At 74.8% G+C, this 15,398-nt stretch carries 10 protein-coding genes; 6 read left to right on the forward strand and 4 right to left on the reverse strand.

Going from position 1 to position 15,398, the window contains the following annotated elements; translation table 11 throughout:
* The first annotated feature begins 143 nt into the window (after positions 1 to 143).
* The 3 genes from eccCa (at position 144) to AB0953_RS25575 (ending at position 5,604) form a co-directional block, all read left to right on the forward strand.
* Positions 144 to 4,109, forward strand: coding sequence for a type VII secretion protein EccCa (gene eccCa / locus AB0953_RS25565; RefSeq protein ID WP_366861908.1), 3,966 nt, complete (start codon positions 144 to 146; stop codon positions 4,107 to 4,109).
* 105 nt (positions 4,110 to 4,214) lie between these two features.
* A complete protein-coding gene (locus tag AB0953_RS25570; protein WP_366861909.1) occupies positions 4,215 to 5,252 on the forward strand; it encodes a hypothetical protein in 1,038 nt (345 codons plus the stop codon).
* A gap of 106 nt (positions 5,253 to 5,358) precedes the next feature.
* A complete protein-coding gene (locus AB0953_RS25575; RefSeq protein ID WP_125544560.1) occupies positions 5,359 to 5,604 on the forward strand; it encodes a DUF397 domain-containing protein in 246 nt (81 codons plus the stop codon).
* A gap of 120 nt (positions 5,605 to 5,724) precedes the next feature.
* On the opposite strand, the gene AB0953_RS25580 is transcribed toward AB0953_RS25575, so the two are convergent.
* From AB0953_RS25580 to eccB, 4 genes are all read right to left on the reverse strand, one after another.
* On the reverse strand, positions 5,725 to 6,033 hold the full coding sequence (locus tag AB0953_RS25580; protein ID WP_366861910.1) for a WXG100 family type VII secretion target: 309 nt from the start codon (positions 6,031 to 6,033) through the stop codon (positions 5,725 to 5,727).
* A 46-nt stretch (positions 6,034 to 6,079) separates the two neighbouring features.
* A complete protein-coding gene (locus AB0953_RS25585; protein WP_366861911.1) occupies positions 6,080 to 6,415 on the reverse strand; it encodes a hypothetical protein in 336 nt (111 codons plus the stop codon).
* A gap of 214 nt (positions 6,416 to 6,629) precedes the next feature.
* Positions 6,630 to 7,922, reverse strand: coding sequence for a type VII secretion-associated serine protease mycosin (mycP, locus tag AB0953_RS25590; RefSeq protein ID WP_366861912.1), 1,293 nt, complete (start codon positions 7,920 to 7,922; stop codon positions 6,630 to 6,632).
* Between the two features lie 11 nt (positions 7,923 to 7,933).
* Positions 7,934 to 9,529 (reverse strand): type VII secretion protein EccB, encoded by a 1,596-nt coding sequence (gene eccB, locus AB0953_RS25595; protein ID WP_366861913.1) that lies wholly within the window; start codon positions 9,527 to 9,529, stop codon positions 7,934 to 7,936.
* 285 nt (positions 9,530 to 9,814) lie between these two features.
* Between eccB and eccE the strand changes: the two genes are divergently transcribed.
* The 3 genes from eccE to AB0953_RS25610 all read left to right on the forward strand — a co-directional run bounded on the left by eccE (position 9,815) and on the right by AB0953_RS25610 (position 15,359).
* Positions 9,815 to 11,092 (forward strand): type VII secretion protein EccE, encoded by a 1,278-nt coding sequence (eccE, locus tag AB0953_RS25600; RefSeq protein ID WP_366861915.1) that lies wholly within the window; start codon positions 9,815 to 9,817, stop codon positions 11,090 to 11,092.
* On the forward strand, positions 11,089 to 11,799 hold the full coding sequence (locus tag AB0953_RS25605; RefSeq protein WP_366861916.1) for a hypothetical protein: 711 nt from the start codon (positions 11,089 to 11,091) through the stop codon (positions 11,797 to 11,799). Before eccE ends, AB0953_RS25605 begins: the two co-directional genes overlap by 4 nt.
* A gap of 929 nt (positions 11,800 to 12,728) precedes the next feature.
* A complete protein-coding gene (locus AB0953_RS25610) occupies positions 12,729 to 15,359 on the forward strand; it encodes an SCO5717 family growth-regulating ATPase (protein WP_366861917.1) in 2,631 nt (876 codons plus the stop codon).
* Positions 15,360 to 15,398 lie beyond the last annotated feature (39 nt).

The raw sequence follows: 15,398 nt of genomic DNA on the forward strand, positions 1-15,398 counted from the left end.
TACTGCGCGGGCCACCCTACCGGGAGTATGAGTGACTGTCGGCAAGTAGGATCACCGTCGCGCGGGGGAGAGCCCTTTCGCGCCCGGGACTTGAGGGCGCCGGCAGGTGCGTCCCCGTCCGTTTTCGAGGGATTGGTGCTCCGGTGAGTCAGATCGTCGTCAAACGCCCGCCGCGGTCCCTGCCGCCCGAAGTCCCCTCGGACGAGCTGAGGCTGGAGGCTCCGCCGGAGCTTCCGCGCGGGCAGCAGGAGAGCACCATGATGCAGCTCCTGCCGATGCTCGGCATGGGCTCCTCGGTCGTCTTCTTCTTCATGCCGGGCGCGGCGCCGTTCATGCGCATCATGGGCGTGCTGATGCTGGTGTCGACGGTGTCCATGGTCATCGCCCAGCTGGTGCGCCACCGGCGCGGTACGCAGGGGCAAATGGCCGATGTGCGCCGGGACTACCTGAAATACCTCGCGCAGACCCGTCGTCAGGTACGGCGGACCGCGCGGGCACAGCGCGACGCGCAGTTGTATCTGCACCCGGCGCCCGAGCAGTTGTGGTCGGTGGTGGCCGAGGGCTCGCGGCTGTGGGAGCGGCGCGTGGGCGACGAGGACTTCGGGCAGGCCCGGCTGGGTCTGGGCGCGCAGCGCCTGGCCACTCCCCTGGTGGCGCCGGACACGGCTCCGGTGGACGAGCTGGAGCCGCTGACGGCGGGCGCGATGCAGCGCTTCCTGAAGGTGCACTCCTCGCTGGACGGGCTGCCGGTGGCGGTGTCGCTGCGGGCGTTCTACCACGTGGCGGTGTCCGGGGAGCCGGAGGCGGCGCGCGGGGTGGCGCGGGCGATGGTGGCCCAGCTGGCGACGCTGCACTCCCCCGACGACATGGTGATCGCCGTGGTGGCGGCGCCGGGCGCGGTGGCCTCGTGGGACTGGGTGAAGTGGCTGCCGCACACCCAGGTGCCCGGGCAGGTCGACGGGGCGGGCAGCAAGCGGCTGTTCGGCGACGACCTGACCGAGGTGGAGGCGCTGCTCGCGCCGCGTCTGGAGGGGCGGCCGCGCTTCAGCCGGGACGTTTCGCCGGTGCTGGACCAGCCGCACCTGGTCGTCGTGCTGGACGCCAACTCGCGCGGCGGGCTGGTGCCGCCGGAGTCGGTGTTCGCGGCGGCCGAGGGGCTGCAGGGCGTGACCATCGTCGAGGTGGTCGCGGGCGAGCTGGACGAGCCGCGCGGCGGGCTGTCGGTCGTGGCCCGGCCGGGCCGGCTGCGCCTGGAGTCGGGCGGCGGGGTCGCGTACGAGGGCGTGCCGGACAGCCTGTCGCTGCCGGCGGCCGAGGCCCTCGCGCGGCAGCTGGCGCCGCTGCGCACGGGCGGCGGGGACGACGACGAACCGCTGCTGGCCAACCTGGACTTCACCGACCTGCTGAACCTGGGCGACGCGGCCTCGATCGACGTGTCGCGGACCTGGCGGCCGCGGTCGGCCGGTGAGCGGCTGCGCGTGCCGATCGGTGTCGGCGAGAACGGCGCGCCGGTCATGCTGGACCTGAAGGAGGCCGCGCAGGAGGGCATGGGCCCGCACGGCCTGTGCGTGGGTGCGACCGGTTCGGGCAAGTCGGAGCTGCTGCGCACGCTGGTGCTGGGCCTGGCGGTCACGCACACCTCGGAGACGCTGAACTTCGTCCTCGCGGACTTCAAGGGCGGTGCGACGTTCACCGGCATGGGGCAGATGCCGCACGTGGCGGCCGTCATCACCAACCTGGCGGACGACCTGACGCTCGTGGACCGCATGGGCGACTCGATCCGCGGCGAGCTGCAGCGCCGCCAGGAGCTGCTGCGCGCGGCGGGCAACTACGCCAACATCCACGACTACGAGAAGGCGCGCGCGGCGGGTGCCCCGCTGGAGCCGCTGGCCTCGCTGGTGCTGGTCATCGACGAGTTCAGCGAGCTGCTGACCGCCAAGCCCGACTTCATCGACATGTTCATCCAGATCGGCCGCATCGGCCGTTCGCTGGGCGTGCACCTGCTGCTGGCCTCGCAGCGCCTGGAGGAGGGCAAGCTGCGCGGCCTCGACACGTACCTGTCGTACCGCATCGGCCTGCGGACCTTCTCGGCGGCGGAGTCGCGCACCGCGATCGGCGTGCCGGACGCGTACCACCTGCCGTCGGTGCCGGGTTCGGGCTACCTGAAGTTCGGTACGGACGAGATGACGCGGTTCAAGGCGGCGTACGTGTCCGGGGTGTACCGCTCGGGCGGGCCGGACCTGTCGGTGGGCCAGTTCCCGGTGGAGCGGCGTCCCGCGCTGTTCACGGCGGCGCCGGTGCCGGTGGTCTACGCGGCGCCGGACCCGGCGTACCTGGCGGCGAAGCCGCAGCGCGAGGACGACGCGCTGGCGGACACGGTGCTGGACGTGATCGTGGGCCGGCTGGAGGGGCAGGGCGTGCCGGCGCACCAGGTGTGGCTGCCGCCGCTGGACCAGGCCCCGCCGCTGGACCAGCTGCTGCCGGCGCTGGCGGCGTCGGCGGAGCGCGGGCTGCACGCGGAGGGCTACACGCGGCCGGGCGGGCTGGTCGTGCCGCTGGGCCTGATCGACAAGCCGTTCGAGCAGCGGCGCGAGGTGCTGTACCGGGACTTCTCCGGTGCGGCGGGCCACATGATGGTGGTGGGCGGCCCGCAGTCGGGCAAGTCCACGCTGATGCGGACGCTGATCTCGGCGTTCGCGCTGACGCACACCCCGCGCGAGGTGCAGTTCTACGGGCTGGACTTCGGCGGCGGCGGCATGTCGGCGGTGGCGGAGCTGCCGCACGTGGGCGGGATCGCCTCGCGCCTGGACCCCGAGCGGGTGCGGCGCACCGTCGCGGAGGTGGGGGGCATCCTCAACCGCCGCGAGGAGTTCTTCCGGGCGCACGGCATCGACTCCATCGCCACCTACCGGCGCAAGCGCGCGGCCGGCGAGCTGCCGGGCGAGCCGTGGGGCGACGTGTTCCTGGTCATCGACGGCTGGGGCGGCTTCAAGGGCGAGTACGAGGGCCTGGAGTCGGTGGTCACGGAGATCGCCTCGCGCGGTCTGGGCTACGGCATCCACGTGGTGATCACGGCGGCGCGCTACATGGAGGTGCGGGCCGCGCTGAAGGACCAGATGCTGAACCGGCTGGAGCTGCGGCTCGGCGACGTCATGGACTCCGAGTTCGACCGCAAGGTCGCGGCGAACGTGCCGACCGGGATGCCGGGGCGCGGGCAGGTGCCGGAGAAGCTGCACTTCCTGGGGGCGCTGCCGCGGATCGACGGCTCGCACGAGGCGGAGGACCTGTCGGAGGGCACGGCCGCGTTCGTGTCGGCGGTGAAGCAGAACTGGTCGGGGCCCGCGGCCCCGGGCGTGCGGCTGCTGCCGCGGCTGCTGCACGCGGACCAGCTGCCGGGCGGCGGGGAGTTCCCCGGCCGCGGGATCGCCATCGGCATCGACGAGACCGACCTGGAGCCGGTGTTCGTCGACTTCGAGACCGACCCGTTCTTCCTGGTCTTCGGCGAGAGCGAGTCGGGCAAGACGAACCTGCTGCGGCTCATCGCCCAGCAGATCGCCCAGCGCTACACCCCGGACCAGGCCCGGCTGGTGGTCGGCGACTACCGGCGCACCCTGCTCGGGGCGCTGCCGGAGGAGCACCTGCTGGAGTACGCGCCGATGGCGAGCTCACTGCAGACGCACATGGAGGCGCTGGGCGGGGTGTTCTCCCGGCGCCAGCCCCCGACCGACGTCACCCCGCAGCAGCTGCGCGACCGCAGCTGGTGGACGGGCCCGGACGTGTTCATCATCATCGACGACTACGATCTGGTGGCCACGAGCCAGGGCAATCCGCTGGCCCCGCTGGTGGAGTACCTGCCGTTCGCCCGGGACACCGGTGTGCGCTTCATCATCGCCCGCAACTCGGCGGGGGCCTCGCGGTCGCTGTACGAGCCGTTCATGCAGCGGATCAGGGAGCTGGGCGCGCAGGGCGTGGTGCTGTCGGGCGACCCGTCCGAGGGCGACCTGGTCGGCAGCGTCCGCCCGCGTCCGATGCCGCCGGGCCGCGGCTACTTCTCCTCGCGCAAGCGGGGCAACTCCCTGGTCCAGCTCGGCCGCATGCCGAGTGCCTGACCCGCGCCTGCCGCAGACCGCCACCGGACCGCCCGGCGACGGGCGCCGGGGCTCCCGCCGAGAGCGGGGCCCCGGCCCCGCCCGGCGAGGAGGAAGGGGACGCCCGTGCCCGATCCGAACCCGCGAAGACGACGGCGTGCGCTGTTCGCCGCGGTGGCCGGGGCGCTGGCGCTGACGGCCGGCGCCGGGCTGCTCCTGTGGTCGGACACCGACGTGCTGGGGCGGGAGCGCTTCTGCCGCGGCGCCCTCGGCTCCGCCGAGGTGAGGGCGGTGCTGGGCGGGCCCGGGCGGCTGGAGGAGGGCGGCGGCCCGGACGGCGCCGGGCCGGCCTCCTCCTTCGCGTGCGACGTCCGGCGCGCCGACGGCCTGCTCGGCGGCGGCCGGCCGCGGATGCGGGCGGAACTCGCCTTCGAGAGGGCCGACTTCGCGTTCTCGGCACCGCTGCGCGGAGCGGGTCCCGCGGCCGGCCTCTACTTCGTGGGAGGAGCCACCGGGGCGGCCTCCGAGACGCAGGCCTGGGTACTGCTGCCCGGCGGTTGCGCCGGCGGCCCGCCGGACTCCCGCCCGGGCCGGGTACCCGTGCTCACGCTCGGCCTCAGCGGCGGCCGGGGGGAGCCCACCGCGCTGGCGAAGGCCGCGATGAGCGCCGCGCGGCACGCCGCGGAGGTTCTCGGCTGCCGGGACGCCGGCATGCTGAGGACCCCGGCGCGGCTGCAGGGGCCGGTCGGGGCCGACGACCCGGCGAGCACCTGCGAGGTGCCCGGCTTCAGGCTGCCGGAGGCCGCTCTCGTCCCGGGGAAGGCGGAGCGGGGCACCTCGCGGGTCACCGGCCGCGGCTCGCGGACCCGGGCGTGCGAGGTGCGGCTGCGCGGCCCCGGCGAGCCCCGGATCACCCTGACGGTCAGCGACGACCCCGCCCTGACCCGGGGGGTCCGCGGCGACGCGGAGGCCACGGCCGCAAGCGGGCGGACGGTGGTCGCCTGCTCCTCCGGGGACCTGTACCTCGGCATGAGCCACGACGAGGCGTACGGGAACCTGCTCCGGGCCCAGGGGGGCGACGCGTACGGGAAGGCGCTCGCGGCGGTCTTCGACTCCTTCCGCCGGGCCGTCGTCGAGGACCGCGGCTGCGGGCCCGGCCGCTGATCAGGAGGGTGATCCGGGGAAAGGCTCCCCGGGCCCGGCGCGCAGGACCGATAATCGGCAGCGGAGACCGCGGAGCACCACCGCACCGCCGAGGGAAAGGCCGCACATGGGCACCCAGCAGGAGAAGGACGAGCTGTACGCGCTCGACATCAGCGGCGTGGAGTGGGAGGGCCCGCCCGGGACCAGCCCGGACGAGGAGCGCGTCGAGATCGCCCGGCTGCCCGAGGGTGCGGTGGCCATGCGGTCCTCGCTCGACCGGGACACCGTGCTGCGCTACACCGCGGCCGAGTGGGAGGCGTTCGTGCTCGGCGCCCGGGACGGCGAGTTCGACCTGGACCGCGGCCCGCACTGAGGCCGGTACCCGTGGCCGCACCGTACGCGGGCCGGGTGCACGGCGTGCGTGCGCACGGAAGGGGCGCGCCCGCTGCGGGCGCGCCCCTTCCGTGTGATCCGGGCCGGACGGCCCGCGGGCTCAGTAGGCCTCGGTGAACAGGCGCGAGGCCTTCACGTCGGTGGCGCGGTAGTCGCCCTTGCCGCGCTCGATGAGCTGGGCGACGGTCTCGAGCTGGTTCTTCATGTGCTCGGCCTTGCCCTTGTACTTGCCCTGGAGGGTGACGTACGCCTGGTGGGCCTCACCGTCCCAGGTGTCGGTGACGACCTTCAGGGCCTGGTCCATGTCCTCCAGGTCCTTGACGATCTTCCGGGAGACGGCGCGGATGCGGTTCGCCATCTCCTGGACGCTCTCGTACCGTACCCGGGTGTGCCCGTCGGTGGCAGCCATGTTGTTCTCCTTCGCGCTGAGCTGGGCTGAGGTGGACGACTCGCGGTCAGATGCCGTTGAGGCCGGAGGCGCCGCCGCCGGCGGGCTGCACGGCCTTGAAGGCGGCCCGCACGTCGTCGTCCTGGGCGTTGCTCAGGTTCTTGGTCTGGGCGACCGCGTTGTGCAGGACGCCGAGCAGGCGGCGGATCTCGTCGTGGTCCTCGTTGACCATGGTCTGGGCGTCGATGAAGCCCTGGGCACCCACACCGGTCCAGCCGGCGCTCACGGTGGCGAGGATGTCGGCCAGCTCTCGGGACTGGGTGGTGACGGCGTTGGCCGTGGTCTCGATGTTGTTCTTGGCCTTGACGATCGGATCGTCTGCAAGTCCGAAATTGTTGCTCATCCGAAGCTCCCTCACTTCTCAATTCGCCGGCAGAACCGGCGGATTGCGCAGCGGAGCGGAGGTTCCGGGCGCGAATCGGCGTCGCGCAGCCGGGAATTCCCCCTCCGCTTCACGCGATCCCCCGATCACACTCGTGAAGCCTGGTGTCACTCTAGCCAGTTCATAGCACTGCCCCAACACCGACGGCCTGCTTCTGTCGATGAACTGTGACCGTTCACTGCAAACGGCGTCGACGCCGGCGGGCGTCCCTGACGACCACCGCCGTCCCGGCGATGACGCAGATCAGCACCGCGCCGATGCCCAGAGCGTACGTGCCGAGGCGCTCCTCGCGCTCCTGCGCCGTCTCGGCGAGGTGCAGGGCCGCCGCCTCGGGGGCCGCCGCGGGGGGCGGGCCGGGATCCGGTACGGGGGCCTTCGGCCGCTCGTGGTCCTGGGTGAGCGCGCGGACCGGGTCGACGACGCCCCAGCCGACGTAGTCGTCGCGGCCCTTGACCGAGCGCTCCGCGGTGCCCTCGATCTGCCAGACCACTTCCTGCGGCGTCCAGTCGGGGTGCTTGGCCCGCAGCAGGGCGGCGACCCCGGCGACGTACGGGGCGGAGAAGCTGGTGCCGTTGTCGATGCACTGGCCGAAGCCGGGGACGGTGGAGACCATGTCGACGCCGGGTGCGGCCACGCCGATGAAGTCGCCCGGCTGGGAGAAGGCGGCGCGCTCGTTGTTGCGGTCGGAGGCGGCCACGGCGAGGACGCCGGGGAAGGCCGCGGGGTAGGTCTTGCGCTTCTCGCCGGTCAGGCCGTCGTTGCCGGCCGAGGCGACGACCACGGCCTTGGCGTCGACGGCCCGCTGGACCGCCTTGGCGAGTTCGGAGTCGTTGGACAGGGCGGCGTCGGTGTCCTGGGAGATGTTGATGACCTGGGCGCCCTTGGAGACCGCGTGGTCGATCGCCTGGGCCAGGGAGAGGGCGTTGCCCTTGCCCTGCCCGTCGTTCTGCCGGATCGGGATGATCACGGATTCCGGGGCGAGGCCGACGAAGCCGGTGCCGGGCTGCTCGCGGGCGGCGATCAGGCCGGCGACCTTGGTGCCGTGCCCGACGGTGTCGACGGTGCCGTCACCGCCCTTGGAGTCGACGAAGTCCTTGCCCGCGCCCACGTCGACGGCGCCGCTGAGCTGCGGGTTCACCCGGTCCACGCCGGTGTCGATGACGGCGACGCGCACCGGCTTGTTGTCCTTGTCCTTGCCCCTGGTCTGCGCCCACAGGGCGTCGAGCAGGACGCGCTGGAGGGCCCAGGGGCGGTCGGCTATCTGCTTCTTCATCGGGAAGGTGCACTCGCCGCCGCCGGCGAGGCCCAGCGCCGGTGCGGGAGCCGCGGACGAGGCCGGGACGGGTGCCGGGACCGCGGTCGAAGCGGGGGCCGCCACCGCCGGCGTCGTGCCGCAGACCGCCGCGGCCAGGGCGAGGGACGCGGACGCGGTCAGCAGACCGCCGCGCCGGTACGGGGAGAAGGTCATCGGCGGCGTCCTCACGAACCCTGGGGCTGGCGGGCGGCGTTGGTGTCCAGGCGCGGCCCCTTGGACAGGAACTCCGACCAGGCGATCGGCACCATGGCCGGCACCACGCCCCCGTAGCCGAGGCGGATCTGCGCCTGGCTGGCCTCGGGCCGGCCGTCGGTGGTGCCCTGGCCGGGCTGCTGCTCCGCGGCGCCGATCTTGGACTTCTCGGAGTCGCTGTCGCCGTTGGCCTGGACCGCATACCGCAGACCGGTGTCGGTGACGAGGAAGAGGGTGCCGACCGCGGCGGTCTGCCTGCCCTGGACCTGGGTGTAGAGCAGGCCCGAGCCGGGCGTGACGTACGCGCTGGTGCCGCTGGCGGTGATGTCGATGGGGAAGCCGGTGCCGGCCCAGGTGCTCAGGACCTGGTTGCCCTGGCCGTCGACCGAGCGCAGCACGTTGCAGACGGTGTCGCGGGCCCCGCCGCCCTGCGCGGCGGCGCCGCCGGCCGCGTCGGCGGGGCCGGTCTGGTTGATGCGCTCGGACTTCCTGCGCGGCCAGCGGGTCTCGGCCTTGAAGGCGGTGGCCTCCGGGTTGAGGGACTGCAGGTCCACCTCGCGCGGCTTGCCGTGCATGTTGAGGCCGTCGGTGGCGGGCGCCGAGATCAGCAGCCAGGCCACGAAGTCCGAGACCGGGGCCACCTTCCCGGGCAGGACCACGTAGTGCTGCGCGCCGGATCCGGTCTGCGCCCGCAGCACCATGCCGACCTTGTTGTCCGCGGTGCTCAGGCCCGGCACCTCGGCCTTGGTGCCGGCCGCGGCGGGCAGCTGCGGGAAGGCCAGGTCGTCGCCGGAGTTGAGGGTGGCCAGCCACTGCTCGGTGACCTGCTGCGGGGTGGCGCCGGTGGAGCCGACCAGCGCGTTGGTCATCTTGCCCGCGTCCGCCCCGCCCTCGGGGAACTTGTACTTGGTGCCCGTGGCGTCGACGAGGTAGCGCTCCTTGCCGCTGCCGGTGCTCTGCACGTACATCATCTGGCCGTCGGTGAGCCTGCGCTGGTCGTCGAGCAGGCCCGCCTCGCGATCGGCCAGGACGAAGGTGGCGGTCTGCACCGTCTTCCCGTTGCCGCCCGGTGCCTGGCAGACGGCCCACCGCTTGGCCTTGCCGGCGTCCTGCGGGGCCGGCAGCCGGTCGGGCGCGTACGGGATGCCGATGATGGGGCCGCGGGGCGCCTTGCCGCCGTCCAGGATCTTGTCGTCGATCTGGAGGACCTTGAACTTCTGCGGGTCCAGCAGGAGTCGGGCGGAGGCGAGGTTGAGGACCGGGTGCAGGCGGGTCTGGTCCTTGCCGTTCACCTTGGTCCGCAGCACCACGTACCGGGTCGTCGACTGCTTGCCGACCAGGACCTTGGTGCCGGGCTCGTCCCAGCCCTTGGGGGCCTGCGGCTTGAACATGCCCCAGGCGCCGAAGCCGGCGAGGACGACGGCTCCCGCGACCAGTCCGGGCACGATCGCGCGCAGGGGCCGGGGCGCGCCTTCCTCGGAGCCCGTCGCGGACGGCTGGAGGAACGCGGCGACCGTCCGCCGCTTCGCAAAGGTGTACGCGTTGAGTTCATCACGCCGTGATGCCATGACCGTCTGCTTCTCCCCGCACGGCCCGGTCGGAGACAGCGGTCCCCGGGCCTCGATTGATCGCACCGGGGACCTACTATGCCTCTTGACGGCGGGTGCCCACGGGCCGGGTAGGGTGAGGCCGGCGCTCGGCGCCCTCCCCACCGGGGAAATCAGGGCCTGTTGGGGTGGATGGGGAGATCCCGGGGAGATACGGCGGGCATCGCCCTGCTCCGGCGCTCACGGGTCTGGCCCTCGGGGCACCTCCCAGCGGTTGCTGGGGGAGAAAGGGGAGGTGGGCGACTGATGGCCACCGCGACGACACAGCCGCAGACGGGCGCTCCCGCACCCGCGCGCGGCGCGGTGACACCGACTCCGAAGTCGAGCCCCGGCCGCTTCGGCCCGTTCCGACTGCAACAGCTCGTCCTGCTCCAGCTGGCCCTGGCGGCCCTGCTGGTGGCCTGGGTCGTGGAGCCGCTGCTGCTGGTTCCCGCGGGTGCGCTCGCCCTCGTCCTCGTGGTCCTCGCCGTGGTGCGCCGCCACCAGCGCTCCCTGCCCGAGTGGCTCGGCGGCGCGCTCGCGCTGCGCGCCCGGCGGCGGCGGGCCGCGTCGTTCGCGGTGCCCGCGGGTACGGAGCCGGGGCTGGCCCCGCTCGTCGAGGCGGAGCCGGCCCTGCGGACCCTGACGTTCAGCGACCGCGACCGGCGGCCGGTCGGCATGGTCGGCGACGGCACCTTCCTGACCGCCGTCGTGCAGGTCGACAGCGACGCCACCGCGCTGCGGCCCGAGCGCGGCGCCCGGCCGCTGCCGCTGGCGCTGGTGCGGGACGTGCTCGAAGTGGACGGGATCCGGCTGGAGTCCGCGCAGGTGGTGCTGCACACCCAGCCCGCCCCCGCCCCGCACCTGCCGGCCCAGTCGATGGCCACCCGCAACTACGCCCCGCTGCAGGCCCAGACGGGCACCCCGGCGGTGCGGCTGACCTGGATCGCGCTCAAGCTGGACCCCGAACTCTGCCCCGAGGCGGTCACCGCGCGCGGCGGCGGGCTCGCGGGTGCGCAGCGGTGCGTGGTGCGGGCGGCCGACCAGTTGGCGAGCCGGCTGGCCGGTGCCGGCTTCCGGGCCACCGTGCTGACCGAGCAGGAGCTGACCGCCGCCCTGGCCACCTCGTCGTGCGCGAACCCGATGGCCATCACCCAGGCGGGCCGCTCCGCCAGCACCGGCCGGCGCACCGAGGAGACGGCGCGGACCTGGCGCTGCGACGACCGCCGCCACACCACGTACTGGATCGGCCGCTGGCCGCAGCTCGGCGGCTCCGGGGCCGCGTCCCTGCCGCAGTTCGTGGCGCTGCTGACCTCGCTGCCGGCGCTGGCGACGAACTTCAGCCTGACCATGGCGCCCGACGAACGGCAGGGCGTCACCCTCGCCGGCCACGTCCGGGTCACCGGGCGCAGCGACGAGGAACTGGTGGCGGCCCGCCGGGAGCTGGAGCGGGCGGCCCGCGGAGTACGGACCGGGCTGGTCCGGCTCGACCGCGAACAGGTACCGGGCCTGCTGGCCTCGCTGCCGCTGGGAGGGGCGCGATGAAGAACGCGGTCAGGGGCGGCTTCGGGCTGGTCGGCCCGCGCCGGGAACGGCACACGGTCCCCGCGGTGGACCTGGACCTGCTGGCACTGCCCGTCGCCGACGACGGGGTCGTCATCGGCGTGGACGCGCACGGGCGGCCCGCGGTGATCGGCATCAACCGGCCCACCCCGTACGAGGTCACGCTCATCGGCGGCCTGTGGACCGCCCAGGTGCTGGCGCTGCGCGCCGCGGCCACCGGGGCCCGGGTCGCGGTGGAGACCGGGCGCGGGCAGGTGTGGGCCGCCCTCGCCCAGGCCGCCGGCGGCGGGCAGCAGTGCGTGACGCTGCACGAGGTCGGCCGGGTGCCGCCGCAGGGCGCGTCGGCGGGCAGCCCGGTGCTGGTGATCCGGGACTGCGGGATGCGGCCGCCGCGCGGGCGCGTGGTGGCCGGGCCCTGGCAGTCGGTGGTGACGCTGCTGCCGTACCTGAGCCCGACGGCGCCGCGGCTGCTGCAGAACTCCTCGCTGGTGGGCGTGCAGCGGGTGTCCCCCGACGAGGCGGAGCAGATCGGCCGCCTGATGAACCTCCCGCAGCAGACGGTGGATTCGCTGCCGACGCTGGGGGACGGGGTCACCCTGTGGTGCACGCCGCGGGACCGGCAGTTCGTCATGACGCAGGGCACGGAGGCGGAGACGAACCTCTTGGGCCAGAGCCGCCGCATCGACTGACCTCCCCGGCCGCCGCCGGCGGCCCCTGCCGGCTCGGCGCCGCGCCCCCGGAGCACCCCGGCGCCGAGCGGTCCGGGGCTCCGGCTGCCGCAGCTGCCCCGCCTGCCCCGCGGGAGCCGCACGGCGCGTATGCGGGCGCCGGCTCCACACCGCCGGCCCGGGACGCGGTGGCCGGTGCGGCAGGCACGAGTGCGTACGCCCCCTCCTGGGAGGCGGGGCCGAGGCGGGGCGTCGGCCTTTTCGGCGTCTCCCCTCCCCGCCCCTTCCCGAAACCGGGGCCTGCGGCCCCGGCCCCCGCCAGGGTGCCCGGCCCCGCCAGGCAGCTGTTCCGGGCGCACCGCGCCCGGTGCGCTCACACGCCGCGCGGGCGGATTGTGCCGCTGCGCGGGCATTCCATCCGCGCCCGGAGGAAAATCCAGCCTCGCCGGCGTTTGAGGCGCTGGGGGTACCCCCAGCGGTAGCTGGGGGAGGGTCCGGGGGCGGAGCCCCCGATCTTTGAGCCGCGCCGGCGACTGAGGCGTTTCGGGAAGGGGCGGGGTGGGGGAGCAAACGTCGGCGAAGCCGCCGGCCCCGGCCGGGAACCTCCCGGGGTCAAGGCGCGTCCCCGGAAGGGGCCTCGCAGCGCCCCGGCGCCAGGCGGTCAACGGCGTGCACGCCTGACGACGGGTGAGTCGAGGGCGGCAGCGCCGGCGAGCGGCACCGGACACGGTCGGGGCCGGCTGCCCCGTGCGGGCCGGTTTGGAGCGGGCGGCCGGCAGGATCCGCGGCCCCACCGCCCCGACCCCGCACCGGAGTTGCCCCCAAAGGGCACGGCGGAACCACCGCGCACCGCGAGCCGGGGGCGGACACCGGTGTCGGCACGCGATTAGGCTGAGCGTGGGCGCGGCGTGAGGGGCGCCGGACCAGCGTTCGACAGACCAGGAGGACCAGTGAGCGGCGATCGGAACGAGAGGCGCGGCGGGACGTGGGACGTCCCGACGGACGATCAGTCCGACGCGGAGCCCGAGATGACGGGCGAGTTCACCATCGACTACACCCCGCCGGCCTGGTACACGCAGAGCGCGGCGCCCACCACACCGGTACCGGACCTCCCCGAGGGCAGCGGTTTCGAACCGCACCGCCCGTCGGACGTGGCCTCGCCCCCGACCATGCGGATCGCTCCGCCGGCCCCTCGGACCCCGTCCGACGCCGCGCCCGTGGCGGCCGACGCCCCGGCGCCTGCTCCCGCCCCGGCCCCGGCCCCGGCGGACTCGGCACCCGCCGCCCTGCCCGCTCCTGCTCCGGCGCCCGCGCCGGAGGCCCCGGCCGCGCCCGTTCTGCCGGCTCCCGCACCCGCACCGGCACCGGCACCGGCACCCGCGGAGGCTGCGGCCCCGGCCGGCGGCCCCTTCAGCACTCCCGTCGACGGCACGCCCGTACTGCCGCCCGCCGCCGAAGGCGCGCCGTCGTCCGGCAAGGGCATCGTGCTGGGCAAGGCCCCTGCCGAGCGGCACGGCACCCCGCCCGACGGAACGGCGCTCCCCTCCGCGGGCGGTGCCGAGGCCGACGGGTCCGTCAGCCCCGCGCCTGCACCTCACCCGCCGGTGGGCACCCCCTTCGCAGGACCCGCCGGCGAACTGCCGCCGCTGCCGCCCGCGTTCGCCGCCTCGACGGCCCCGCAGGCCGATGGGAACGACTACACGTTCCCGCCCGCCCAGCCGGCCCCGGCGCAGGCCGAAGCCGGCGTCCCCGCCCCGCAGGACGGCCACGGCTTCCCGCCCGCCCCCGCGCAGCCGCACCGGGATGAGCCGAACGCCCAGCAGGCACCCGCGCCTGCGCCGCAGGACGGCCACGCCTACCCGCCCGCCGCCCCGCAGGACGGGTACGGGTTCCCGCCCGCCCAGCCGGCCCCGGCACAGCCGCAGCCGCAGCCGCAGCCCGAAGCCGGCTCCCCTGCGCCGCAGGACGGCCACCCCTACCCGGCCGCGCCCCACGGTGGTTACGGGTTCCCGCCCGTCCCGCCGGGCCCCGCGCAGCCCCACGGCGACCCGAACGCCCCCGCCTTCCCGCCGGCGCCGCAGGACGGGTACGGGTTCCCGCCCGCCCAGCCGGCCCCGGCACAGCCGCAGCCGCAGCCGCAGGCCCAGGCGCCCGCCGACGCCGGCGGGTACGCGTTCCCCCACGCGCAGCAGGGGCCGCCCGTGCCCGGGCCGCAGGACGGGTACGGGTTCCCTCCCGCCGCTCCCGCGCCCGTGCAGCCGCAGCCGCAGGCCCCCCAGCCGCAGGCCGACCCCCGGGCCGCCGGTGCGCCCTGGGGCGGGCCGCAGCCGGGGCCGCAGCCGCACGACCCGCGCTACCAGGCGGGGCCGGTCTCCGGCGGCGGAGCGCCCCTCGGCTACACGGCCGCGGTGGAGCTGTCCTCCGACCGGCTGCTGCGCGGCAAGCAGAAGCCCCGCCCGCAGCGCTCCGGCTTCCGCTTCGGCGGCAAGGCCGCGGAGGCCGACCGCCTGCGCAAGCTCGAACTGATCCGCACGCCGGTGATGTCCTGCTACCGGATCGCGGTGATCAGCCTCAAGGGCGGCGTCGGCAAGACGACGACCACCACCGCCCTCGGGGCGACCCTCGCGACCGAGCGCCAGGACAAGATCCTGGCCATCGACGCGAACCCCGACGCCGGCACCCTCGGCCGCCGCGTGCGCCGCGAGACGGGCGCCACCATCCGGGACCTGGTCCAGGCGATCCCGTACCTGAACTCGTACATGGACATCCGGCGGTTCACCTCCCAGGCCCCCTCCGGCCTGGAGATCATCGCCAACGACGTGGACCCGGCCGTCTCCACCACCTTCAACGACGAGGACTACCGCCGCGTCATCGAGACCCTCGGCCGCCAGTACCCGATCATCCTCACCGACTCCGGCACCGGCCTGCTGTACTCCGCCATGCGCGGCGTCCTGGACCTGGCCGATCAGCTGATCATCATCTCGACCCCGTCGGTGGACGGCGCGAGCAGCGCCAGCACCACCCTCGACTGGCTCTCCGCGCACGGCTACGGGGACCTCGTCTCCCGCTCGCTCACCGTCATCTCCGGGGTCCGCGAGACCAGCAAGATGATCAAGATCGAGGACATCGTGCAGCACTTCGAGACCCGCTGCCGGGGCGTGGTCGTGGTCCCGTTCGACGAGCACCTCGCGGCCGGCGCCGAGGTCGACCTCGACCTGATGCGGCCCAAGACCCGCGAGGCGTACTTCAACCTCTCCGCCCTCGTGGCCGAGGACTTCCTGCGGGCCGCCCAGCAGGCCCCGCAGAACGGCCAGTGGGGCGGCGCCCCGCAGCAGCAGCCCCAGCCCCACCCCCAGCAGCAGTTCCACCCCGGCCAGCCGTATCCTCAGCAGCCCCAGCAGCCGCAGCCCGGCCAGCCGCCGTACCAGCAGCCCCCGCAGCCGTACGCGGGCGGCCAGCCCCACCCCCAGCCCCAGCCGTACCCGCAGCAGCCGGGCCAGCCCTGGCCGGCCCCGCCGCAGCAGCCCCAGCAGCCCCAGCCGGGCCAGTCCCAGCCCCCGCGCGACCCGCGCCTCGGCTGAGGCGGATCCCCCGCAGCACGCAGAAGGGCCCGTACCGTC

The organism is Streptomyces sp. NPDC046866, from assembly GCF_040704625.1.
Classification (GTDB): domain Bacteria; phylum Actinomycetota; class Actinomycetes; order Streptomycetales; family Streptomycetaceae; genus Streptomyces.

Coding starts and splice junctions, on each gene's coding strand:
- AB0953_RS25575 (WP_125544560.1), top strand. CDS start 5,359: ATGGGCACCCAGCAGGAGAAGGACGAGCTGTACGCGCTCGACATCAGC.
- AB0953_RS25580 (WP_366861910.1), bottom strand. CDS start 6,033: ATGGCTGCCACCGACGGGCACACCCGGGTACGGTACGAGAGCGTCCAG.
- AB0953_RS25585 (WP_366861911.1), bottom strand. CDS start 6,415: ATGAGCAACAATTTCGGACTTGCAGACGATCCGATCGTCAAGGCCAAG.
- mycP (WP_366861912.1), bottom strand. CDS start 7,922: ATGACCTTCTCCCCGTACCGGCGCGGCGGTCTGCTGACCGCGTCCGCG.
- eccB (WP_366861913.1), bottom strand. CDS start 9,529: ATGGCATCACGGCGTGATGAACTCAACGCGTACACCTTTGCGAAGCGG.
- eccE (WP_366861915.1), top strand. CDS start 9,815: ATGGCCACCGCGACGACACAGCCGCAGACGGGCGCTCCCGCACCCGCG.
- AB0953_RS25605 (WP_366861916.1), top strand. CDS start 11,089: ATGAAGAACGCGGTCAGGGGCGGCTTCGGGCTGGTCGGCCCGCGCCGG.